At 59.5% G+C, this 22,698-nt stretch carries 22 protein-coding genes; 12 read left to right on the top strand and 10 right to left on the bottom strand.

What is annotated here, in order from left to right; translation table 11 throughout:
* Positions 1-6: 6 nt before the first annotated feature.
* Positions 7-276: a PepSY domain-containing protein gene (locus tag AD670_RS17730; protein WP_053135078.1), complete on the bottom strand. Its 270-nt coding sequence runs from the start codon at positions 274-276 to the stop codon at positions 7-9.
* 152 nt (positions 277-428) lie between these two features.
* On the opposite strand from AD670_RS17730, the gene AD670_RS17725 reads away from it, so the two are divergent.
* The 7 genes from AD670_RS17725 to AD670_RS17695 all read left to right on the top strand — a co-directional run bounded on the left by AD670_RS17725 (position 429) and on the right by AD670_RS17695 (position 6,448).
* Positions 429-1,424 carry a FecR family protein gene (locus AD670_RS17725; protein ID WP_053135075.1) on the top strand — a complete coding sequence of 332 codons (996 nt, stop codon included), beginning with the start codon at positions 429-431 and terminating at the stop codon, positions 1,422-1,424.
* A 327-nt stretch (positions 1,425-1,751) separates the two neighbouring features.
* Positions 1,752-2,201: a hypothetical protein gene (locus AD670_RS17720; RefSeq protein WP_053135073.1), complete on the top strand. Its 450-nt coding sequence runs from the start codon at positions 1,752-1,754 to the stop codon at positions 2,199-2,201.
* Positions 2,201-2,752, top strand: a complete 552-nt coding sequence (locus AD670_RS17715; RefSeq protein ID WP_053135070.1) for a hypothetical protein — start codon at positions 2,201-2,203, stop codon at positions 2,750-2,752. The genes AD670_RS17720 and AD670_RS17715 overlap by 1 nt, the downstream gene beginning before the upstream one ends.
* Positions 2,753-2,819: 67 nt before the next feature.
* Complete coding sequence (locus AD670_RS17710) at positions 2,820-3,566, top strand: hypothetical protein (RefSeq protein WP_053135066.1); 747 nt, start codon at positions 2,820-2,822, stop codon at positions 3,564-3,566.
* A gap of 61 nt (positions 3,567-3,627) precedes the next feature.
* Positions 3,628-4,308: a C39 family peptidase gene (locus AD670_RS17705; RefSeq protein WP_053135063.1), complete on the top strand. Its 681-nt coding sequence runs from the start codon at positions 3,628-3,630 to the stop codon at positions 4,306-4,308.
* Positions 4,309-4,347: 39 nt separating this feature from the next.
* Entirely contained in the window at positions 4,348-5,091 is a 744-nt protein-coding gene (locus tag AD670_RS17700; protein ID WP_053135060.1) for a hypothetical protein, read from the top strand.
* A gap of 49 nt (positions 5,092-5,140) precedes the next feature.
* Positions 5,141-6,448, top strand: coding sequence for a hypothetical protein (locus tag AD670_RS17695; RefSeq protein WP_053135057.1), 1,308 nt, complete (start codon positions 5,141-5,143; stop codon positions 6,446-6,448).
* Between the two features lie 75 nt (positions 6,449-6,523).
* Here AD670_RS17695 and AD670_RS17690 read toward each other — a convergent pair whose 3' ends face one another.
* Complete coding sequence (locus AD670_RS17690) at positions 6,524-7,846, bottom strand: sigma-54 dependent transcriptional regulator (protein WP_053135054.1); 1,323 nt, start codon at positions 7,844-7,846, stop codon at positions 6,524-6,526.
* A gap of 342 nt (positions 7,847-8,188) precedes the next feature.
* Here AD670_RS17690 and AD670_RS17685 point away from each other — a divergent pair, with 342 nt between their 5' ends.
* Positions 8,189-8,449 carry a hypothetical protein gene (locus tag AD670_RS17685; RefSeq protein WP_032887053.1) on the top strand — a complete coding sequence of 87 codons (261 nt, stop codon included), beginning with the start codon at positions 8,189-8,191 and terminating at the stop codon, positions 8,447-8,449.
* A gap of 65 nt (positions 8,450-8,514) precedes the next feature.
* Here AD670_RS17685 and AD670_RS17680 read toward each other — a convergent pair whose 3' ends face one another.
* From AD670_RS17680 to gnd, 3 genes are read right to left on the bottom strand one after another with little or no spacing between them, the layout of a single operon-like run.
* Complete coding sequence (locus AD670_RS17680; RefSeq protein ID WP_053135051.1) at positions 8,515-9,339, bottom strand: Cof-type HAD-IIB family hydrolase; 825 nt, start codon at positions 9,337-9,339, stop codon at positions 8,515-8,517.
* Entirely contained in the window at positions 9,336-10,859 is a 1,524-nt protein-coding gene (gene zwf, locus AD670_RS17675) for a glucose-6-phosphate dehydrogenase (RefSeq protein WP_053135047.1), read from the bottom strand. Before zwf ends, AD670_RS17680 begins: the two co-directional genes overlap by 4 nt.
* The gene (gene gnd / locus AD670_RS17670; protein WP_256243922.1) at positions 10,856-11,884 is read right to left on the bottom strand and encodes a phosphogluconate dehydrogenase (NAD(+)-dependent, decarboxylating); all 1,029 of its coding nucleotides are present in this window, start codon (positions 11,882-11,884) and stop codon (positions 10,856-10,858) included. Before gnd ends, zwf begins: the two co-directional genes overlap by 4 nt.
* Before the next feature lie 226 nt (positions 11,885-12,110).
* Here gnd and AD670_RS31685 point away from each other — a divergent pair, with 226 nt between their 5' ends.
* The 4 genes from AD670_RS31685 to AD670_RS17655 all read left to right on the top strand — a co-directional run bounded on the left by AD670_RS31685 (position 12,111) and on the right by AD670_RS17655 (position 16,905).
* Positions 12,111-12,290, top strand: coding sequence for a DUF6026 family protein (locus AD670_RS31685; protein ID WP_256243920.1), 180 nt, complete (start codon positions 12,111-12,113; stop codon positions 12,288-12,290).
* Between the two features lie 160 nt (positions 12,291-12,450).
* Positions 12,451-14,199, top strand: coding sequence for a phosphoethanolamine transferase CptA (locus AD670_RS17665; RefSeq protein ID WP_053135041.1), 1,749 nt, complete (start codon positions 12,451-12,453; stop codon positions 14,197-14,199).
* 123 nt (positions 14,200-14,322) lie between these two features.
* Positions 14,323-16,551: a TonB-dependent siderophore receptor gene (locus AD670_RS17660; protein ID WP_053135038.1), complete on the top strand. Its 2,229-nt coding sequence runs from the start codon at positions 14,323-14,325 to the stop codon at positions 16,549-16,551.
* A gap of 144 nt (positions 16,552-16,695) precedes the next feature.
* The gene (locus AD670_RS17655; RefSeq protein WP_053135035.1) at positions 16,696-16,905 is read left to right on the top strand and encodes a hypothetical protein; all 210 of its coding nucleotides are present in this window, start codon (positions 16,696-16,698) and stop codon (positions 16,903-16,905) included.
* A 102-nt stretch (positions 16,906-17,007) separates the two neighbouring features.
* Here AD670_RS17655 and AD670_RS17650 read toward each other — a convergent pair whose 3' ends face one another.
* From AD670_RS17650 to pepN, 5 genes are all read right to left on the bottom strand, one after another.
* Complete coding sequence (locus AD670_RS17650; RefSeq protein ID WP_053135032.1) at positions 17,008-17,499, bottom strand: GNAT family N-acetyltransferase; 492 nt, start codon at positions 17,497-17,499, stop codon at positions 17,008-17,010.
* A 172-nt stretch (positions 17,500-17,671) separates the two neighbouring features.
* On the bottom strand, positions 17,672-18,775 hold the full coding sequence (zapE, locus tag AD670_RS17645) for a cell division protein ZapE (RefSeq protein WP_053135030.1): 1,104 nt from the start codon (positions 18,773-18,775) through the stop codon (positions 17,672-17,674).
* Between the two features lie 15 nt (positions 18,776-18,790).
* Positions 18,791-19,126 carry a nuclear transport factor 2 family protein gene (locus AD670_RS17640; RefSeq protein ID WP_053135027.1) on the bottom strand — a complete coding sequence of 112 codons (336 nt, stop codon included), beginning with the start codon at positions 19,124-19,126 and terminating at the stop codon, positions 18,791-18,793.
* Between the two features lie 51 nt (positions 19,127-19,177).
* Positions 19,178-19,894, bottom strand: coding sequence for a YafY family protein (locus AD670_RS17635; RefSeq protein WP_053135024.1), 717 nt, complete (start codon positions 19,892-19,894; stop codon positions 19,178-19,180).
* 146 nt (positions 19,895-20,040) lie between these two features.
* Entirely contained in the window at positions 20,041-22,698 is a 2,658-nt protein-coding gene (gene pepN, locus AD670_RS17630; protein ID WP_053135021.1) for an aminopeptidase N, read from the bottom strand.

Here is a 22,698-nt window from a genome sequence, read left to right as displayed (position 1 = left end):
GGTGCATCAGTCTTTCTGGTCACGCAGGATATTGCCCGAAGCGCCATCGACACGGGCTTCATACACGCTGCCGTCGGATTTACGGCCTTTGACTTCCCAATAGCCGTTGTCGTCGGCTTCTGCGGCGTAAACCTCGACGTACCCGGCCTTGGTCTTGGCCACTTCGATCGCTTTCTCGATGGTGATCCAGCCCGCACCGGGCTTGTCGGCCAGGGCGGCGCCTGCGCTGAGCAGCGCGGTGGTTGCACACAGGGCGGCTAAGGTTTTCTTCAGCATTTTCGTACTCCTTGGTGGGAATGACGGACTCGTGTCCTCGGCGTTCTGATAGCCACAAACGAGAATAAGTTCCAATTGATGTGCAATCGCCATGACGCCTGTTCTCGCCGTCCACCTCGGGAGGTTAGAATGTGCGAAATCAGGATGAGTTAATGAGCGAAAATTCCGTTTCAGAAACCGAATATGACGCCATCACCGACGCCGCCGCGCATTGGTGCATGCGCATGCACGCAAGTGATTGCACAGCGGACGAACGTCAGGCTTTTGCGCAATGGCATGATTCCCACCCGCTGCACGCCTTTGAATACGCAGCGATGCTGGAAGTCTGGGACGTCGCCGACCACCTGCCCCGCCCTGAAACCCCGTCGCGGCCCGTGCCCTTCAAGCCGCGCAGCCGGCTGCGCACCTATGCGGTGGCCGCAGCAATCTGCCTGGCCGCAATGCCCCTCGCCGCTTTTACCGGCTGGGAGGCCGGCTGGCTGCCGAGTTCCTATGACCGTTTCCAAGCAGCCAATGGCTTGCGCCAAGTCACCCTGGGTGACGGCAGCGAAGTCGAGCTTAACCTGGGCACCGAGTTGGTCTACAGCCACTACAAGGATCAGCGCCGAGTCACACTGAAAAAGGGCGAGGCGTTCTTCAAGGTCAGCCACGACAGCGCGCACCCGTTTATCGTGCACGCCGGGGCGGGTCAGGTGCGCGTCACGGGCACCCGGTTCAATGTCTGGAAGTATGAAGACCACGTGCGCGTGATGTTGCTCGAAGGCTCGGTGCAAATTGCCAGCGATTCGGTACACGGCAGCGTGCCCCTCACTCCGGGCATGCAGGCCAGCTATCAACAGGGCGACGCCACGCCGAGCGTCAGAACGATCCCCGCCAATGACTCCGCCTTGGCCTGGCGCCAGGGCAAGCTGGTCCTCGACAACCTGGCCTTGGCCGATGCGTTGCCGTTGATCAACCGCTACCTGAGCAAACCGGTGATGCTGGCAGACGCCAGCACCGGAGCGATTCGTATCGGCGGCATCTACAACATCACCGAGGTCAACAACCTCATCCCCTCGCTGCCCAAGGTTCTGCCGGTCTACCTGACCCAGAACAAGGACGGCAACCCGGTCATCAATTCCATCCCACGTAAATCCCCCAAAGGCTGAGCGTTAGCCACCGTCATGGGCGTGCCTGCGCCCGCAGTGTCCATTTTTGAAACACTCGACGCCGCTGGATCGCCCGTGCTGGGCGGATTCATTGATTTGTCATACGCAGTGTTACAGCGCTGATACAGCGGGGTGAATCGTTTGTGGTACGGCGGTGGGTGCCTACCTGAACGGCGGGTGTCTCAGCGATGAAACAGCAGTGACATCACTTCGCCCACAAATAACTCCAACCCGTTGAATAACAAAGACAAATAAAAAGCGGCACGGCTTCTGCTCTATCCCTTACAGCGCTGTTTAGGGTCAGCGCGAAGAATAAGGAATGCCGCCGTGATCACACTCACTCAAGGTTCGAAGAACATACTGCTGATCAGCTGTGTACTCAGCGTGGGCATCAGTGTTCCAAGCTTTGCAGATGACGGCGTGATCGTCACCGGGCGCAACGTACAAGCTCATATGTACGGCCGCGCCGCCTTTGGTAAAGACCCCTACCCGACCACCGCCAACGCCAATCCCAGCCGGGACATCATCGGTGCGACTGGCGAGCTCAGTGATATGGATATCGGCAGCATCAGCAGTGGCTCAAGCATCGTCAGTGCGGTTCAGACCAACGGCACCTTGACCGGCCTGCACGCCACACAGAACAGCATGTCCACCCTGGGGGCTGGCACCGCCGCCGGCCACGGTGCGGGCAGCAGCATGGGCGGCCAGATCAGCGACTCGATCCAGCGCGGCATGGCGCCACTGAACAACATCGGCAGCATGCTGGGGGGCAAATAATGAATCGCTCCCTGCTCGTTCTCGCCCTGTTGGCCAGCGCCCCGGTATTCGCCGACGACACCGCGGTGATCAACAACAGCGGCAAACAATACGAAGGTGTCGTGTCGATCAACCAGGCGGCCGGCAACCAGCAACAAATGTCCAACAGCCGTGCCATTGCGCTCGGTGGCCAGGCCACCAACGTCAACATCCAGCGCCTCGACGGCAAGGTCGACCCGTCCCTGAACGCCAAGGCAGCGATCCAGGGCACCTCTTTTACCAACGGCAACGGCGTACTGGGCATCAACCAGTCGGCCGGGGCCAATAACCAATCAATCAACGCCGTGCGGATCAGCATCAATCCTGGCCCGCAAAGCATCGATGACAGCGTCCTGTTGCAACAGAACACGACGACGCTGGCAACCGACTCAGGGCTCACCCCCACCACTGGCAGCCGCCTTGTCGTTACAAGCGACCAGGCCTTCACAGGCAGCCGAGGAGTGATTCAGGTGAACCAGAGTGCCGGGGTGGGGAACCGAGTGGCTAACACCCTAGGCATTACTATCAAGTAAACGCTTGGTAGCACTAGTTAGACCGTACCAACACTTAACCAACTAATTAGAAGCAAGGAGAAACACCATGAAACCTCAAATGGCTCTGAAACCACTGGTTTTCGCTCTGGCTGCACTCATGGCTGCTGCTGCTCAAGCAGGTGGTGGCTGGCACCCTGCGCCTCAACCAACCGGTGTGGTTGCCTCTGTCGTGACCGATGTACAAAACAGCGTTGGCAACAAGTTCGATGACACCAAAACCGAAAACAATGCCTCTGCCGATAACTCGGTCAACGGCAACAGCGGTAACACCGGTGTTAACGTTCAGTCGGGCAGCGGTAACCAGGCAGACAACTCTGGCGCCATCTCCAGTGCCAAAGGTGACTTCGCAACCGTATTCGCTGTCGTCGATGTCAATCAAAACAGCGCACTGAACAACTTCGTCAACAAAGGCACCCAAAACAACGCTTCCGCGGACAACTCCCTTAACGGGAACTCCGGCAACCTGGGTTACAACGGCCAGGCCGGTCAAGGCAACCAGGGTAAAAACAACCTGGCAATCACCACCGCTGATGGCAAAAACATCGCAGCGGCCGCCAACACCGAGCAAAACTCGCTCGCCAACAGCTACCTGAACACTGCCGCTACCAGCTACGGGTATGGTCATGGCAGCAAAGCCCAGTACGTGTCCAACAACTCCAGCCTCGACAACTCGGTTAACCGCAACTCCGGCAACGTGGGTGTGAACCTGCAATCCGGCTCGGGCAACCAAGGCAGCAACAGCCTGTCGATCGGTCAAGGTTGCAGCGTCTGCGCCAGCGGCGTGCGCTTCTGATCCAACGGGGCCTTGGCAACAAGGCCCTTTTTTATTCCAGTGTCCAGCAGGTCATACGATCATGCGCCTCGCGACCCTCACCCTCCTGATGCTCCTCACCGGCCCGACCTGGGCAGGCAACATGGCGATCTCCGCCCTGCCTGGCGGTGCAGTGATCTACAAGAAGGTCGAGAGTATTCGTGAGCGCCGGTTCGCTAACCTGGTGGAACAGAAAACCGATTTCAGCTGCGGTGCTGCGGCACTCGCCACCATTCTGCGCCAGGGCTATTGGCTGGACGTAGACGAAGATCACGTCATCAAAGGCATGCTGGTCAATGCAGACCAGGACCTGGTACGTACCCAGGGATTTTCCATGCTGGACATGAAGCGCTACCTCGAAAGCATCGGCATGCGTGCCCGGGGCTACAAGATCGGACCAGAAACGTTGGTGACCGTGAAGATCCCTGTGGTGGTGCTGCTGGAGATTCGTGGCTACAAGCACTTCGTGGTGTTGCAGCGCGCGGACAAGGACTGGGTCTATATCGGCGACCCGGTGCTCGGCCATAAACGCTATTCACACGACGACTTCGTCAAGGGTTGGAACGGCATCGTCTTCGCCGTGCTGGGTGAAGGTTATGACAAGGCGAATGCCCTGCTCGACCCGCCCACACCGCTGACCGCCAAAAACCAGTTGAATGAGTTCAGGCCCGTAGGCGATGCAGAGCTGATGGATTTCGGTTTCATCCAGAGCGACTTCTTCTAAAGAGGCGCAATAAGGGGCAGGACGCTCCAGGAGCAGCAGATGAACACTTCCCGTTGGCTGACGGTCTTGTGTCTGGCAGCCTCAATGCCCGCTTATGCTTCATCAGGGTTCAAACCCATCGAACTCAAGGATTCGGAAATGGCCGACCTGCGCGGCCGTTACGTGATGCCGGGGCGAATCATCAGCTTCGGCATTGTCATGAGCAGTACCTGGACCAACGCCGTGGGTGACAGCATCACCGGCAAGGCCAGCATGCAGGTCGATTCGTCGACCATCACTCCGCAATTCTACGTACAAACCACTGGCTCGACCGGCAACGGTACGAACCCGAACACCGGCACCGGCACGGTCACCGGCGGCGCCGGCCTGGGCAGCGGCCAGGGTGTGACACAAAGCGTGCGTACCGCCGGCGATGGCAACACCGCCTATAACAATGTGGGCATCACCGTCGAGAACGGTTTTGCGCCCTCCAACATCGTGCAATCGGGGCAAGTGCTGGTCGCCGGCGGTACGGTGACCGGTGACAGCGCAGCAGGCCGCGTGAGCGTATCGGCCAACAACGGTGGCTTGCAGATGGCGATCCAGGCCAACCACAACCAGGGCAACAGCCTGCAGCAGATCGGTGGTGGGAATGTGCTGCAAGGCACGGTTCTGACTGGCAACACTAACTTCGTCAACAACATGACCCAACTCAACGTAGTGATGAACAACAACGGTTTGAACAACGGCGCATTGAACTGCAATCTGGATCAACTCAAAGCCCTACGCACTCTCGGTTATTGAACTACGCTGACCGTCGACACTTACGCATTAGAAAAGGACGGCTTATTTCATGCATCGATCGTTATCGCTCCGTGCTGTGATCTGTTTAAGTACGCTCTTGCCCGCATCCGTTCTGTATGCAGCGCCAGATAGCGACATCGAAACCCTCAAACAGGAACTCCTGGAACTCAAGCAGCGGTACGAAGTGCAGCAAAAAGCGCTGGCCGTGCTGGAGCAGCGCGTGCGTCAGGTCGAAGACCAACCGGCAACCCCGGCCCCCAAACGTCTGGCCAAGTCCCCGGCAGACTTTCAAAAAGCCAACGGCACCGCCGTCGCGGGCACGGGTGCCGCAGCAGCATCCGGTGGCGCAGGAGGGGGTGGCGGCAGTTCCTACGGCCAGTCCCTCAAGGACGACTCCGCCCCGGCGCAAAGTGTCAGCAACCTTTATAACGAAGCCAGCGGCTTTTTCGGCAATGGCAAGTTCAGCTTCGAAACCGGCGTCACCTATGCCCGCTACGACGCCCGCCAGTTGACCCTCAACGGCTTCCTGGCGCTGGACTCGATTTTCCTCGGCAATATCAACCTCGACCGAATCAAGTCCGATAACTGGACCCTGGACCTGACCGGGCGCTACAACCTCGATAACCGTTGGCAGTTCGACGTGAACGTGCCGGTGGTGTACCGCGAGTCGACTTACCAGTCTGCCGGCGCCGGCAACAACGGCACGGCGACGTCGGAACAGTCGGTCACCCGCGATCCAACCATCGGCGACGTCAACTTCGGCGTGGCTTACAAGTTCCTCGACGAAACCCCCACCCTGCCGGATGCGGTGGTATCGGTGCGGGTCAAGGCGCCCACAGGTAAAGAACCGTTTGGTATCAAGCTGATCAACACCCCCGGCAACGACAACCTGTTCGTGCCCGAAAGCCTGCCCACCGGCAACGGGGTCTGGTCGATCACGCCGGGCATTTCCCTGGTCAAGACCTTCGACCCAGCCGTGTTGTTTGGCTCGCTGTCCTACACCCATAACTTCGAAGAATCGTTCAGCGACATCAGCAGCGACGTCAACCAGAAGGTCGGCGGTAAGGTCAGCCTGGGCGACAGCTTCCAGGTCGGCGTCGGCGTGGCCTTCGCCCTCAACGAGAAGATGAGTATGTCGTTCTCGGTGTCAGACTTGGTGCAACGCAAGAGCAGGCTCAAGCCCAACGGCGGCGACTGGCAATCGGTGGTGTCCAGCGATGCCAACGCCGGCTATTTCAACGTGGGCATGACCATTGCGGCATCGGATAACCTGACCATCGTGCCGAACCTGGCGATTGGCATGACGGATGATGCGCCGGACTTTACGTTCAGCCTGAAATTCCCGTATTACTTCTAAGCCGACGCCTATAGGCACACAAGGAAAAGCCCCGCAACGATAAGGGTCGTTGCGGGGCTTTTCGGTTTACCCGCCCTAGCGGATCTGGTGTTTGTGCAGCAACCGGTAAAATGTCGGCCGGGAAATTCCCAGTACGCGGGCCGCGACGCTCAGGTTGTCGCTGTGCCGGTTGAGCACATCGCACAGCGCCTGGCGTTCGGCACGGTGCTTATAGTCTTCCAGTGTAGCCATGGGTGACGAAACTGCCTGTTCGCCCTCCAATCCCAGATCAACGGCTTCGATCTGCCGTCCTTCGGCAAGCACCAGGCCACGGCGTACGCGGTTGGCCAGCTCGCGCACATTGCCCGGCCAAGGGTGTTGCCCCATGGCGACCAAGGCATCTTCGCTGAAACTGCGGGGGCGGCGCCCGGTTTCCTGGCTGTAGAAGCGCGAAAAATGGTTGGCCAGCATTGCCACATCACCATGGCGATCGCGCAACGGCGCGGTGACCACCTGCAACACATTGAGCCGGTAGTAGAGGTCTTCACGGAAAGTGCCCTTGGCAACGGCCGCCTCAAGGTCGACGTGCGTGGCCGCCAGCACCCGCACATCGACCGGGATGGGCTGGCTGCCGCCGACACGTTCGACCTGCTTTTCCTGGAGAAACCGCAGTAGGTTGGCTTGCAGCTCCATGGGCAAATCGCCGATCTCATCGAGGAACAGGGTGCCGCCATGCGCCGCTTCGATGCGCCCGATCTTGCGCTGATGGGCACCGGTAAACGCGCCCTTCTCATGGCCGAACAGCTCGGATTGGATCAGGTGCTCGGGAATGGCGCCGCAGTTGATCGCGACAAAGGGCTTGGCATGGCGTTGGGATTGGCGGTGCAGGGTCTTGGCGACCAACTCCTTACCGGTCCCGCTGTCGCCACGGATTAATACGGGGGACTCTGTGGGCGCCAGCTTCGACAATAATTTGCGCAGCTCGCGAATGGGTCGGCTGTCACCCAGCAGCTCATGCCCCTCATCTACCGGGGTGTGGCCCTTGCCGCGCAGGCGCGCCATGCCAAACGCGCGGCCCAGGGTCACCTGCACCCGCGCCACGTCGAATGGCAAGGTATGGAAGTCGAAAAACCATTCGCAGACAAAGTCACCGACATTCTGCAGGCGCAGCACATCCTGACTGAGTACGGCGATCCACTCGGTGCCGCTGCGGCTGATCAACTCCTTGACGGCTTCGGGCCGCTCCAGGTGATAGGGCTGCAGGCGCAACAGGCCGACATCGCAGGAGCGCTCCCCCACCGATTCCAGCGTGCAGCTGTCCACATCCCACCCCGCCGTGCGCAAACCGGGCAGCAATCCGTGACAGTCGTCACAGGGGTCAACCACGAGCAAACGACGTTGGACGAGGGGCACACCCATGACTGATCCTTGGCGTCAAAATTATTAAAGTTATTTAGAAACAATAGTTTGTGAAAGCTACTACCAACACTATCAAGATATTGACGCCGCGCTTGTACCGTTTCGCTATAAGTGCGGGCAAAAAGCCATGCCGTCTGTTCAGCGGCTAAAAGTTGCGTTAACGCAAAACCTTCATTCAGCTTTCAAAACAGCCGCTTACATGATGCTAATCAGGAAAAGTTAAAATTTGTTGCTCTAACATGTGACCCGTACCCCGTCTTCGCGCATCAGTACAAGTAACCCGCCGCACGGTCAGCCCAACCGCCGGTACTCACTTGAATGGGCATTTAGAGAGAGACCCACATGAACGCCCCGCTCCGCATCAACGAAGCTCTTTTGATCGCAGACCGTGCTTTCCAGCCCTTTCAATGCGTGGCCTGGCACGATGGCAACGGCGCCCTGAGCCTGAGTGTCATTGACCGCACCAATACCCGTATCGGCAGCAAACAACTGTCGTCGAATACCTATAGCGACCCGGCGCAATTGGAAGACTTGCTGTTGCAAGCCCGCGCCGAGCTCGACAAAGATGGCTACCAGTTGCAGTCCTGGGCCATGCCGAAGTAAGTGGCGGTTAACTTGCGATCACTGCAAAACAGTGATCGCAAGTTGCGCAATCAAACTCAAGACGTTTATCGCGCCGTGAGAATAAACCGCTCGATGGCCTCAGCAGCGCCATCCTCGACATTGCTGCCGGTGACCACGCTGGCCTGGCGCTTGACGGCTTCTTCCGCCTGCCCCATGGCAATCGACAACCCGGCCACCTGAAACATCGCCGGGTCATTGCCGCCATCTCCGATGGCCGCCGTCTGCTCCAGCGGCACCCCAAGGTGCGCTGCCAGCGTCTTCAACGCCTCGCCCTTATTGGCCAACATCGCCGTCACATCCAGATAAATCGGCTGCGAACGCGATACCTGGGCCAAGCCCTGGACCTTGGGCTGCAATTGCGCTTCCAACGCCACCAGCAATGGGGCGTTATTGCTCGCCGCGACGATCTTGTCGATACGATCCAGATAGGGCTCAAAACTCTCCACCACCACCGGCCCATACCCCAGGCCATGGGCTTCGCGTGGTTCCACCGGCCCTGGCGGGTCACGGCGCAGCCAGTCACCGTCGGCAAACACCCACACTTCCACATCCGGCTCAGCCGAGAACAGCGCCAAAGTCACCAGCGCCGCCTCCGCCGGCAGGTGGTGGGCAACCAGGATGCTGCCATCCGGGTTGATCAAGGTGCCACCGTTGAAGCCCGCCACTGGCACATCGATCCCGAATGTCTCGATCAGATGCAGCATGGCCTTGGGCGGCCGCCCACTGGCCAGGCTGAAAACCACCCCGGCCTCACGCAGTGCGCTCACTGCATCGGCGGTGCGCTGGCTCAGGCTGTGATCCGGGTGCAGCAAGGTGCCGTCCACGTCGCTGAGGATAAAACGGATGGGATGAATCGCTGCATCACTCATCCGAGCGAGTGCCAGGTGCGGCCATCGCGCGCCAGCAGCACATCGGCCGCTGCTGGCCCATCTTCACCGGCCTTGTAGGTCTGGATCCCATCGTCTTCCTTCCACGCATCGAGGAACGGTTGCACTGCACGCCAGCCGTTCTCGATATTGTCGGCACGTTGAAACAAGGTCTGATCGCCAGTCATGCAGTCGTAGATCAGGGTTTCGTACCCGGTCGACGGCTGCATTTCGAAGAAGTCCTTGTAGGCAAAGCCCAACTGGATATTGGCCATATCGAGGGTCGGCCCGGGCTTTTTCGCCAGCAGGTCGAACCACATGCCTTCATTGGGCTGGATCTGGATTTTCAGGTAGGTGGGCTTGAGTTCATCCACCTCAGTGTCCCGGAACTGCGCATAGGGCGCCGGCTTGAAGCAGATCACGATCTCGGTGTCGCGCACACTCATGCGCTTGCCGGTGCGCAGGTAGAACGGCACGCCGACCCAGCGCCAGTTATCGATCATCACCTTGAGGGCGACGAAGGTCTCGGTGCTGCTGTCGGGAGCGACGTTGGCTTCTTCGCGGTAGCCGGGCAGTGGCTTACCGGCGATTTCACCCGCGGTGTATTGCCCACGTACCGAGTTGGCGCGTGCGTCTTCCAGGGACCACGGGCGTACCGCACCGATCACCTTGGCTTTCTCACCCCGCACCGCGTCGGCACCAAAGGCTGCCGGTGGCTCCATTGCCACCATCGCCAGCAGTTGGAACAGGTGGTTGGGCACCATGTCGCGCAGGGTACCGGTTTTTTCAAAGAAATTACCGCGCGTCTCCACGCCGACGGTTTCGGCGGCGGTGATTTGCACGTGGTCGATGTAGTGGTTGTTCCAGAACGCTTCGAACAGCACGTTGGAGAAACGGCTGATCAGAATGTTCTGCACCGTCTCTTTGCCCAGGTAATGGTCGATGCGATAGATCTGCTTTTCGCTCATCACCTTGAGCAGGCTGGCGTTCAGCGCTTCGGCGGTGGCCAGGTCGGAACCAAACGGCTTCTCGATCACCACGCGGCGGAAACTGTCCTCGGTTTCCGTCAACAGGCCGGCACTGCCCAGGCGCTGCACCACTTCGCTGAAGAAGCGCGGTGCGGTGGCCAGGTAGAACACCGCGTTGCCGGTGCCGCTGTCGGCAATTTTCTTACCGATATCCGCGTAGGTGCCGTCGTCGAGGAAATCGCCCTCGACGTAGCTGATGCCCTTGGCCAACTGTGCCCACAAGGCCGGGTCCAAGGCGTTATCGCCACTGCCTTTGACCTTGCTGGCCGCTTCGGTGCGAATAAAGTCTTCAAGCTTCTTGGCGAAGTCGGCATCGCTGATGGCGTTGTGATCAACGCCAACAATGCGCAAGCCATCGCCCAGCAGCCCGTCACGACTGAGGTTGTACAGCGCCGGCATCAGCAGGCGCTTGACCAGGTCGCCATGGGCGCCAAACAGAAACAGGGTGGTGGGTGGAGCAGGTTCGGCCTTGAGTTTCTTGCCGTTGGCGGTCATTTTTTGGAAGTCTCCACGTGGCCGCCAAAGCCAAAGCGCATGGCAGACAGCATCTTGTCACCGTAGGTGCTCTGCTGGCGCGAGCGGAACCGCGCGAACAACGAAGTGGACAGTACCGGCACCGGAACGGCTTGTTCCATGGCGGCTTCGATGGTCCAGCGGCCTTCGCCACTGTCGGCCACGGAACCGGAGTAACCGTCCAGCTTAGGATCGGTGGCCAGGGCGTCGGCCGTCAGGTCCAGCAACCAGGACGAGACCACGCTGCCACGGCGCCAGACTTCGGCGATATCGGCAACGTTGAGGTCGAAGCGCTGGTCTTCGGGCAGGTTTTCCGAGTTCTTGGTCTTGAGGATGTCAAACCCTTCGGCAAACGCCTGCATCATCCCGTACTCGATGCCGTTATGGATCATCTTGACGAAATGCCCGGAGCCCGCTGGGCCGGCGTGGATGTAACCGTGCTCGGCGCGTGGATCAGCGCTGGCGGAGCGGTCCTTGGTGCGCGGAATATTACCCAGGCCCGGGGCCAGGGCAGCGAAGATCGGGTCGAGGCGTTGCACGGTCTCGGTGTCGCCGCCGATCATCATGCAATAGCCACGTTCCAGGCCCCAGACGCCGCCGGAGGTGCCGACGTCGACATAATGCAGGCCCTTTTGCGCCAGTGCCTTGGCGCGACGAACGTCATCCTTATAGTTGGTGTTGCCGCCGTCGATGATCACGTCACCGTCTTCCAGCAGCTCACTGAGTTCATTGATGGTGTTTTCGGTGGGGTCGCCTGCCGGCAACATCACCCAGACGGCCCGCGGTTTCTGCAGCCCGGCCACCAGGGCCTTCAGGTCGGCAACGCCGGTGGCGCCCTCTTCGCTCAAACCTTTGACAAATGCTTCGTTACGGTCGTAAACAACGGTGGAATGCCCATTGAGCATCAGGCGCCGTGCAATATTCCCGCCCATGCGGCCTAGTCCGATAATCCCCAGTTGCATGTGCTGATGCTCCCAACTACTAAATAAATGTGTGACATAGTTTATAGCGCAATGAGGCTAATGAGGGTTAGTCCAGGGCAGATCCGTGTAGTTTCATGGGAAAAAGTTGCCATCGTTTCACCATCACGGCACCGAAAGTCACACGACCACCAAAAATAAAAAAGTTCCATTGAAGTGAAAAAGAATTCAGAATTGCTTCCGACTGTTGCCGAGAACCTCGACTCAAGCGTTCTGGCACACCGCGACACACCGGCTATTTGCGAGGTAAGCAATGAGCACAGCACAGATGACCCGTCCTCCACAGACCCTCTACGTCACTATCCGTCGTGATGAGTTGCGCCAGTTGAAAGACGAACGCGAACAGCTGCAGCAGGAAGTCATGCGCCTGCGTGCTCATATCATTCAAGCCCAGCTTGATCAGCCTTCCGGTGCACAGCCCGCGCTCTGCTGAGCCCGTCATCACTTTGTAAGATAACAGCTACATAAATCTCACAAAGTTTTCACATGCCCTTCCCGATACTCCCGCCCTCAAGGGCCGCCCCATGCAAGGGTGGCCTCTGTTGCGCGCAGTCCTGCGCGTCAACTGACAAATTACCGGGTTGGAGCGCTGGATGGCGATGTTCGAACGCAGCACCAAGTCTGCGAAAGGCTTTGATTGGGCCGGTCTTGGCTGGTTGTTCCTGTTTTTCTGGTATTTCTCCGGCATTACCCAACTGCTGATCCAACTCAGCGGCACTTCTGGCTTCAGTGGTTTTCGCCAAGCCTTCTTCATGAGTGCGATATGGCTCGCTCCGCTGCTGGTATTCCCCCGTCGTACGCGCCTGCTCGCGGCCCTGATTGGCGTGGTGCTGTGGGCCTGTTCCATGGCCAGCCTGGGTTACTTCTTCATCTACCAGCAGGAGTTTTCCCAAAGCGTCATTTTCATCATGTTCGAGTCGAACATTTCCGAAGCCGGTGAGTACGCCACCCAATACTTCGCCTGGTGGATCGTGCTGGCGTTTATTGCCCACACTGCCGTGGCGATTTTCCTCTGGACCCGTGTACGCCCGGTGTATTTGCCCCGTGGCCAGGCGCTGGTGGCGGCGACGGCGATCCTCGTGGCCATCATCGGCTACCCGCTGGTCAAGCAGATTGCCCGCAGTGACACCATGGACGACGCCATCGACCGCTTCGAATCGCGCATCGAACCGGCCGTGCCCTGGCAGATGATCGTTGCCTACCGCCGCTACACCGAACAGTTGGACAACATGCAAGGCATGCTCGACAGCGCCAGCCAGATCCCGCCCTTGACCAACCTCAAGGACACCATGGCCGGCCAGCCTTCGACCCTGGTGCTGGTCATCGGTGAGTCCACCAACCGCCAGCGCATGAGCCTTTACGGTTACCCGCGCAACACCACGCCAGAGCTGGACAAGCTGCGCGACCAACTGGCGGTGTTCGACAACGTCATCACCCCGCGCCCCTACACCATCGAAGCGCTGCAACAGGTACTGACCTTCGCCGATGAGGAGAACCCGGACCTGTACCTGAAGACGCCGTCGATCGTCAGCGTGATGAAACAGGCCGGCTACAAGACCTACTGGATCACCAACCAACAGACCATGACCAAGCGCAACACCATGCTCACGACCTTTTCCGAACAGGCCGACGAGCAGGTGTACCTGAACAACAACCGCAACCAGAACGCCCGCCAATACGACGGCGATGTGCTGGAGCCATTTTCCAAGGCCCTGGCCGATCCGGCCGAGCGCAAGTTCATCGTGGTGCACCTGCTCGGGACCCACATGAGCTACCAGTACCGCTACCCACCGACCTTCGATAAATTCACCGATCGCCAGGGCGTGCCGGCCGGAATCAGCGACGATCAGTTGCCCGTCTACAACAGCTACGACAATGCCGTGCTGTACAACGATTTCGTGGTGTCGAGCCTGATCAAGGACTACGCCAAGACCGATCCCAACGGCTTCCTGCTGTACCTGTCGGACCACGGCGAAGACGTATTCGACTCCGCGGGCCACGCGACCCTGGGACGTAACGAAGGCAAGCCGACTGCGCCGATGTACACCATTCCGTTCATGGCCTACGCCTCACCGAAATGGCGCGAAACCCACGACTGGAAGTTTGCCGGCGACTTGCAACGTCCCTACAGCAGCTCGCAGTTGATTCACACCTGGGCCGACCTGGCCGGGCTGAGTTTCAATGAGCTGGACCGCAGCAAAAGCATCGTGAGCGACAGCTTCACGCCGCGCCCGCTGATGATCGGCAACCCCTACATGCGTCCACAAAAGGCCTTGATCGACTTCAGCCTGATCAAGCCGAAGAAGGTTAATCCGACCGATGTGGTCCTTCAGGAAAAATAGGGCGTGTAACAGAAAGATAACAATCATTCTCGTTTAACCCTAAAGTTCCTCCCCTCCTTTCGTCTTTGAGCCAAGGCCTTCCCTTTCCGGGGTGGCCGCAAAGACGACAAGGAGTCTTCCGCGATGCTCGCGCCTTTTACCCGCTCCATGACCCTCACACTCGGCCTGTGCAGTGCCGCATTAAGCCCGGACCTGCTGGCTGAAACCGACCCCGAACACACTCCGCTCGAACTCGGCGCGACCAACATCTCCGCCGAAGGCCTGGGTGCCACCACCGAACACACCGGTGCCTACACCACAGGCTCGATGAGCACCGCCACCCGCCTGAACCTGTCGGTCAAGGAAACCCCGCAATCGATCTCGGTGATCACTCGCCAGCAGATGGATGACTTCAATCTCAATACATTGACCGACGTGCTGCGCCAGACCACGGGGATCAACGTCCAGCATAACGATTCCGACCGCGTGTCCTATTCCTCCCGTGGCTATGGCATCACCAATTACCAGATTGACGGGATGCTCAATACCTTTGGCTACATGAAGTCCGATGCCGACACCATCATCTACGACCACATCGAAGTGGTGCGCGGGGCCACGGGCCTGACCACTGGCGCCGGCGATCCTTCGGCCACGATCAATATGGTCCGCAAGCGCCCCACCGCCCAATGGCAGGCGAAAACCGGTGTAAGCGCCGGCAGCCATGACAACTACTACAGCTACGTGGATGTGGGCGGCCCGCTGGCGTTCGACGGCAAGCTGCGCGGGCGCACGGTGCTGGCCTACCGTGACAGCCAATCCTTTCGCGACAACTATGGGCTGCAGCGCGCAGTTGGCTACGGCATTCTCGAAGGCGACCTATCGGACGATACCGTGCTGGCCGTAGGTTTCGATTACCAGAACAAGCAGGTCCAGGGCACCTCATGGGGCACCGTGCCGTACTGGAACAGCCAGGGCGGCAAGGCCGGGCTGTCGCGCTCCACCAATATGGCGGCGCACTGGAGTTCCTGGCCCCTGACGGACAAAACCACCTTCGCGACCCTCGATCATCGATTGGGCGGCGATTGGCATGTAAAAGCCGCCTACACCCATCGCCAGAGCGACACGGATGGCAAGGTCTACTACGGCGGCGCCGGCTTCCCCAACGATGACCGCAGTGGCATGAATGCCTGGGCGAGCCATATGCGCGGCACATCGAGAATGGAGGCGATCGACCTCAATGTGGCCGGCAGCTATGCGCTGCTGGGCCGCGAACATGCGCTGATGATGGGCTATGGCGAGGCCACGCAGCGGGACGTCTCCCCCGTGATGCGCAGCAACATACCCGCCGGCTATTACACCATCGAAGACTGGAAATACATGGGCGGGATCGCCAAGTTCGGCGACACCGTCACCGACCTCAAGGGCGAACACAGCAGCAAGCAACAAAAAGCCGGCTACCTGGCCACGCGCCTGAGCCTCACCGAGCGCTTGCATGCGGTGCTGGGCAGCCGCTATGGCAGTTGGGAACTGAAAAGCGCGGTGCCGAAATACAATGCCAACGACCAACTGACCGATGCCGGCAAAACCAGCCAGACCCACAATGATATGTGGACGCCCTACGCCGGCCTGCTCTACGACCTGACGCCGGAGTACACCGTCTACGCGAGCTACACCGACATCTTCAAGCCGCAAAGCCTCAAGGATGCCAGCAAGAAATACCTTGAGCCCGTGGTGGGCAGCAACTATGAGGTCGGCCTTAAAGGGAGCGTGCTGGGCGAACGCTTGAACCTGGCGGCGGCGTATTTCTGGAGTACCCAGGACAACGTCGCCGAGCGGGACGACTCGGTAGCGCCAAACCCGATCACCGGCGAGGAGTACTACAAGTCCGGCGGCAAAGGTAACAAGGTCAACGGCTTCGAACTGGAGGCTGCCGGGGAAGTCATGCCCGATTGGAACCTGACGGCCGGCTACACCTACACCCATTCGGTCAACGGCTCGGACAAACGCAACAACACCGGGCAGCCACTGAACCTGCTGAAAGTCTCCAGTGCCTACCGCCTACCAGGCGCGTGGCGCAACCTCACCCTCGGCGGTGCGGTGAACTGGCAGAGCGATTTCTATGATTTCAGCAATCGGCCGACGGGCCAGCGAAATACCAACGGCAGTCTGATCACCACGCGGGCGAAGATCACCCAGCAGGCCTACACCGTGGTCAACCTGATGTCCCGCTATCAATTCGACGAACATCTTTCGGCGTCGCTTAACGTTAACAATCTATTTGATAAAAAATATTACGAGCGCGTCGGCTTTTATAACGGTGTGTATTGGGGCGACCCGCGTTCCATCACGCTGGCCTTGGACTGGAAGCTTTAAAGCCGGCCCCCCGAAGTTAACGAGATCGTTAACTTCGGACGTTTCCCGCGTTAATTCCCACTTAATAAGTTCGCCCCAGAATCGCGCCATGAATCTGATCAAGGACAGAGCGGATAACCGATCACACTTAATGAGACTGCGCCGATGAAACTTTCGACTTTGATGCTTGCCAGCCTGATGACCCTGAGCTCCGCCGCCGCCTTTGCAGAAGGCGGTTCAGAGCGTTCGAAGGAGTTCTACAACAACTTCACCTTCATGCAGCAGACGACTCACGGCACGACTGAACAAACAGCGTCCACCGACGGCAACACCTCGAAAACCAACACTGACAAACAGGAACAACCCAAGAGTTAATTTAATCTTTAGTTAATCCGCAACACCCTGGGCCATTCCGCTCCTTTGGCAAAGGTTTATTGGGCGCCATCTAATGGCGCCCTTTTTTTCGCCATTTATTTATTAAAGTGGTTTGCTCCAGAACAACATGCGCCCATGGGCCGGATCAAACTTAGCATCATCAAAACCAAACTTTCGATACGCCGACTGGGCGACGGCATTGCCCTCAAGCACCTCCAGGGTGATCTTGCAGCAACCACGCTGACGGGCAATCTCCTCGACCTTCAGCAGCATTTTCTGACTCAGGCCCAAGCCGCGAAACGCATTCATCACCGCCACGTCGTGAATGTTCACCAAGGGTCGGCAGGCAAAGGTTGAGAACCCCTCAAAGCAATTCACCAGACCCGCCGGCTCGCCACCGACAAACGCCAGCACACTGAAGGCATGCGGGCGCTTGGCCAGCTCTGCCGGCAGTTGCTCCAGCAGATCGGCGGACAGGCTATGGCCGCCGCCCATCGGGTCTTCAGCGTAATGGTTAAGCACGCGGCCAATGGCTTCGGCGTGTACGGGGTTGGTGTAGCTGGCTTGCAGCACCAGGATATCTGGGGTTTCCATTGCCTTCCTCAATCGCGACAACAAGGGAGTCGACTCCCTCTGAGGGGCACGATTGTAAACGTGGTGTCGGCAGCAGATGAAGGAGATTAACGACAAATACCCGACCGAAGTACGAATCTTATGCGCGTGAAAAAACCTCATAAGCCCATTTCGGTTTTTTTTCCTACAGGCTTCAGCCAAAACGCTGCAACTGCATCTCTTGCAGGCGGCTCAGGGTCCGTCGAAACGCAAACTCCAGGTAACCCTGGGTGTAGAGACGTTCCAATGGCACCCGGGCTTCGATGAACAACGGCACCTTGCGGTCGTAGCACTCATCCACCAGGGCGATAAACCGGCGCACGCTGTCGTCGTGCACTGACAACTGTGGCAGCTCGCGATCACCCGCCAGTACACGCTCAGCGCCATCCTCGGTGCCACGGGCAATCCGGCCAGGGCGCTGTTGCGCACTCAACTCGGGAACCTGGCCCAACAGGATGACCTTGAAGCGATCACACAGCAGCATGAAATCCATCGCCGCCAACGGCTGCTCGCACAGGTCGGCATAGCGACACCAGAACACACTGGCGCTGGACTGCACCGCCATGATGGAACGATGGCCGACCATCACCGCCCCGTTGCTCACCCGCTCCCCTCCGGCCAACTGCGCAAACACGGTGGCCAGTGCTTCGGGCTGATTCACCCAATACCGCTGCATGCCGACACCTGGATGCAGGCGATGGTCCTCGCCCCCATCCACCGCCACCACCTGCATATGCTGCTTGATCGAAGCAATTGCCGGTAAAAAGCGTTCACGGTTGAAACCATCGGCATACAACTGATCGGGCCGCTGGTTGGAGGTACAGACCATCACCACGCCTTCCTCGAACATCACTTGGAACAGCCGCCCCAGGATGATCGCGTCACCGATGTCGCTGACGAATAGCTCGTCGAAACACAGCACCCGCACCTCCCGGCTCAGTTCCCGCGCCAGGGCCTGCAACGGGTCATGGGTGCCAGTGAGCTGGAACAGGCGCTGATGCACCCAGCCCATGAAGTGATGAAAATGCTGACGCCGCGCGGGCACGCGCAGGCTTTGGTAGAACTGGTCCATCAGCCAGGTCTTGCCCCGGCCCACCGGCCCCCACAGGTAAACCCCGGTAATGGGAGAACGGCCTTGATGCAAGGCCTGATGACACGCTTGCAAGGCGTCCACCGCCCGGCGCTGGGCGTCGTCGGCGACGAAGCCCTGCTGGGCGATGGCGTGTTGATAGGCAGCGAGGGGCGAGTCGAAAGTCATGCCCGCGATTATGACCTACAGAGAAATATCCAGCCGTGAAATCTTGCCCTGTTCATCAAGGCGGAAGGTGTAGCGCAACTCCAACGGGCTGCCGGGAAAGTTGCCCGAAACCACATTGCTGACCAGCACCTTGCCGGTTCGGTGCTGCACCTTGAGCACTTCGACACGCGGCTGGTAACGGCGTCCGGTGTCTTCCATCCAGCGGGCAATGGCGGCGCTGCCCACCTGGTGCTGGCCTTCATCGAACACATTGGCATCGTCAGCAAAACACTGGGCGATCATCGAGGTGTCACGGGCATTGGTCGCTGCGATATAGGCCGCAATGGCTGGGGCCAATTCAGGCTGGGACATGGCAAAGCTCCTTTTCAGGTGGTTGTGGCGCCATGCTAAGCCAGGGTTGTGTCAGTTTTTGTCAGGAGTGAACGGCCCGCTTTCATGCTGTTCCATCAGCTTGCGCCAGGCCCGCAGCCAGTCGCTGCGCCGCCCCGGATAACGTTCGCCAAGGGCCTCGGCACTCGCCACGCGGTCGGTGCGAAAGGTGCGATACGCGCCGCGTAGCTCACACCAGGCCACGATCACCCGCACCTCATTGAGAAACCCCAGGGCCAGGGGCCAGATCAGGCGTCGACTCTGGGTCTGGCTGGCGTCCGCGTAGTCGATGTGCAACTTGCCCTGATGACGAATGGCTTCGCGAAATACATCCAGCGGTACGCGGTTTTCCGGGTAGCCAAACCCTGGTGGGCCGGGCAGCAATGTCGGGTTGCGCAAGGCTTCCTGGGCCGCCGGGTCGAGCACATCGGCAATTTTCGCCAAGGCGTTGGCAGCGGCACGACTGAGCACGTCATCGCCGCGCTGGTCCACATAACGCAAACCCAGCACGATCGCTTCGATTTCTTCGGCGTTGAGCATCAAGGGCGGCAGAAACAGGCCGCTGCGCAACACGTACCCAACCCCGGCCTCGCCAAAAATCGGCGCCCCGAGGGCCGTCAACTCGGCGATGTCGCGGTACAGCGTACGCTCGGACACCTCCAACTGCGCCGCCAGCACCGCGGCGGTCACCGGGCGTTTCTTGCCCCGCAGGGCCTGCAACAACGTCAGTAAACGAGTGGTGCGCGACACGTTGATCCCACCGAATAAGGAAAAGTGCCGCAGCTTAGCAGAGCCTTCTGCCAGGAAACGTCAGCAGCAAAAAAGCGCTCCTTGAACGAAGCTCCGAGGCAAAAAAAACGGCCTGAACAGGCCGTTTTTTTACCGAAGCGGTTTATTTAAGCAAGACTCTTGCTCACCACCTCGAACACATCGCTGGACAACTCGCCAGACCCACGAATGCGCTCCAGCTCGGCCTTCATCAACGCCTGGCGCGCGCTGTCGTATTTACGCCAGCGGGTCAGTGGCGCCAACTGGCGCGAAGCGATCTGCGGGTTGAAAGCATTCAACTGAATCACCAGGTCCGCCAGGAAGCGATAACCCGAACCATCCGCCGCATGGAAGTTGATCAGGTTCTGCCCGGCAAACGCGCCGATCAGTGCACGCACCTTGTTTGGGTTCTTGAGAGTGAACGCCGGGTGCTCCATCAACGCCTTGACCCGTGCCAGCCCGCCCGGCAGTGTGCTGCCGGCCTGCACGCTGAACCACTGGTCCATGACCAAGGGGTTGTCCTTGAAGTTCTCGGCAAACACCGCCAGCGCCTGGGCCTTCTCCGCGTCGAACGGCGAATTGACCAGCACCGCCAGCGCGGTAAGGCGCTCGGTCATGTTGTCGCTGGTATCGAACTGCTCAAGCGTCGCCGCCAGCACTTCGGGCTTGCCGCTGAGCATCAGGTACGACAGCGCGATGTTCTGCAAGGCACGACGGGCGAAGTGCTCGGCGGCGGCGACATAAGGCGTCTGCTTGGACAGCTCGCGATTGGCCTGGTAACGCAACCACAGCGGTTCATGCAGGTTGTCAGCCAGTTGCTTGCGCGCAAACTCACGCGCGGCGTGGATGGCATCCACATCCGCCACGTCACTGATTTCCGTCAGGTAGGCTTCGCCCGGCAACGACAGCATTTCGGCGACCATGGCCTGGTCCAGGCTTTCGTCGCTCAACACACTGCGCAATGCCGTGATCAGGCGCTGATCCATCTGCAACGCCTTGCCCTGCTGATGCTGACCGATCAGTTCCTGCAGCACCTGCACCGACAGCTGCTGGCCGGCATCCCAGCGGTTGAAGCCGTCGCTGTCATGCTGCATCAGGAACATCAGCTGATCGCGGTTGTACGGGAAGCTCAGTTTCACCGGCGCCGAGAAGCCGCGCAGCAGCGACGGCAATGGTTGTTCGGCGATGTCGACGAAAGTGAAGGTTTGCTCGGCTTCGGTCACCGAGATCACGCGGGACGTGCCGCCCGCCGTGGCTTCGCCGGCGAGGCGCAAGGCAATGCCCGCGCCCTGCCCGTCCAGCAGGCCCAGCTCGACTGGGATCACGAACGGCAGCTTTTCTACTTTGTCCGGGGTTTCCGGGCAGCTCTGGCGGAAGGTCAGGCTGTAGGTCTTGGCCGCAGCGTCGTAGGACTCGCTCACCGCCAGGCGTGGCGTACCGGCCTGGCTGTACCAGCGCTTGAACTGGCTGAGGTCGGCGCCATTGGCGTCTTCCATGGCCTTGATAAAGTCGTCGCAGGTCACGGCCTGGCCGTCATGGCGTTCGAAGTACAGGTCGCTGCCTTTACGGAAGCCTTCGGCGCCGAGCAAGGTATGGATCATGCCGACCACTTCCGAGCCCTTTTCGTACACGGTCAAGGTGTAGAAGTTGGAGATCTCGATAAAACTGTCCGGGCGCACGGCATGGGCCATGGGGCCGGCGTCTTCGGCAAACTGGTGGGTACGCAGGTAAGCCACGTCCTGGATGCGCTTGACCGTGGCGGAGTTCATGTCAGCGGAGAAACCCGAATCCCGGAACACGGTGAAGCCTTCTTTGAGCGACAGCTGGAACCAGTCGCGGCAGGTCACACGGTTGCCCGACCAATTGTGGAAGTATTCGTGGGCGACGATCGCCTCGACCCGCTGGTGTGCGGCGTCGGTGGCGGTTTCGGCGCGGGCCAGCACGGCGCTGGAATTGAAGATATTGAGGCCCTTGTTCTCCATCGCGCCCATGTTGAAATCGTTGACCGCGACGATCATGAAGATGTCGAGGTCGTACTCGCGGCCGTAGGTTTCTTCGTCCCAACGCATGGATTTTTTCAGGCTGGTCATGGCGTGCTGGCACTTGTCGATATTTTCCGGCTCGACGTAGATGCGCAGCGCCACTTCACGCTGGGTCATGGTGGTGAAGCTGTCTTCGACACACCACAAGTCACCGGCCACCAACGCAAACAGGTAGGCGGGTTTCTTGAACGGGTCTTCCCAGGTTGCCCAGTGGCGACCGTCTTCACCCGGACCGCTGGCAATCGGGTTGCCGTTGGACAGCAGCACCGGATAGCGGTGTTGCTCGGCGATCACGGTGGTGGTGAAGGTGCTCATCACGTCCGGGCGGTCGAGGTAATAGGTGATCTTGCGGAAGCCTTCGGCCTCGCACTGGGTGCAGAACATGCTGCCGGATTTGTACAGGCCTTCCAGGGCGGTGTTGGTTTCCGGGTGGATGCGCACGCTGGTATCGACCGTGAAGGTCTCGCTGCTCGGATGCAGGGTCAGGTGGCTGTCCGTCAACTGGTAGTCAGCCTCGCCCAGTTCCTGGTCGCCGAGGTTGACGCTCAGCAACTCCAACTGCTGGCCGTCGAGTACCAGCGGTGGCAGGCCGGCGCCACGCTCGGGGTTACGGCGCATCACCAGCTGCGCGTGGACCAGGCTGTGGTCCTCGAACAACTCGAAGGTCAGGTGCGTCTCTTCGATCAGGTAGTCCGGCGCCTGATAGTCCTTCAGGTAAATCATCTTCGGTTGTTCGGTGCGCAT

It is taken from the genome of Pseudomonas sp. MIACH (assembly GCF_001269925.1).
In the GTDB taxonomy this organism is placed as follows: domain Bacteria; phylum Pseudomonadota; class Gammaproteobacteria; order Pseudomonadales; family Pseudomonadaceae; genus Aquipseudomonas.
Note: the sequence above shows the minus strand (reverse complement) of the source record. Positions and strands in the feature narration are given on the sequence as shown.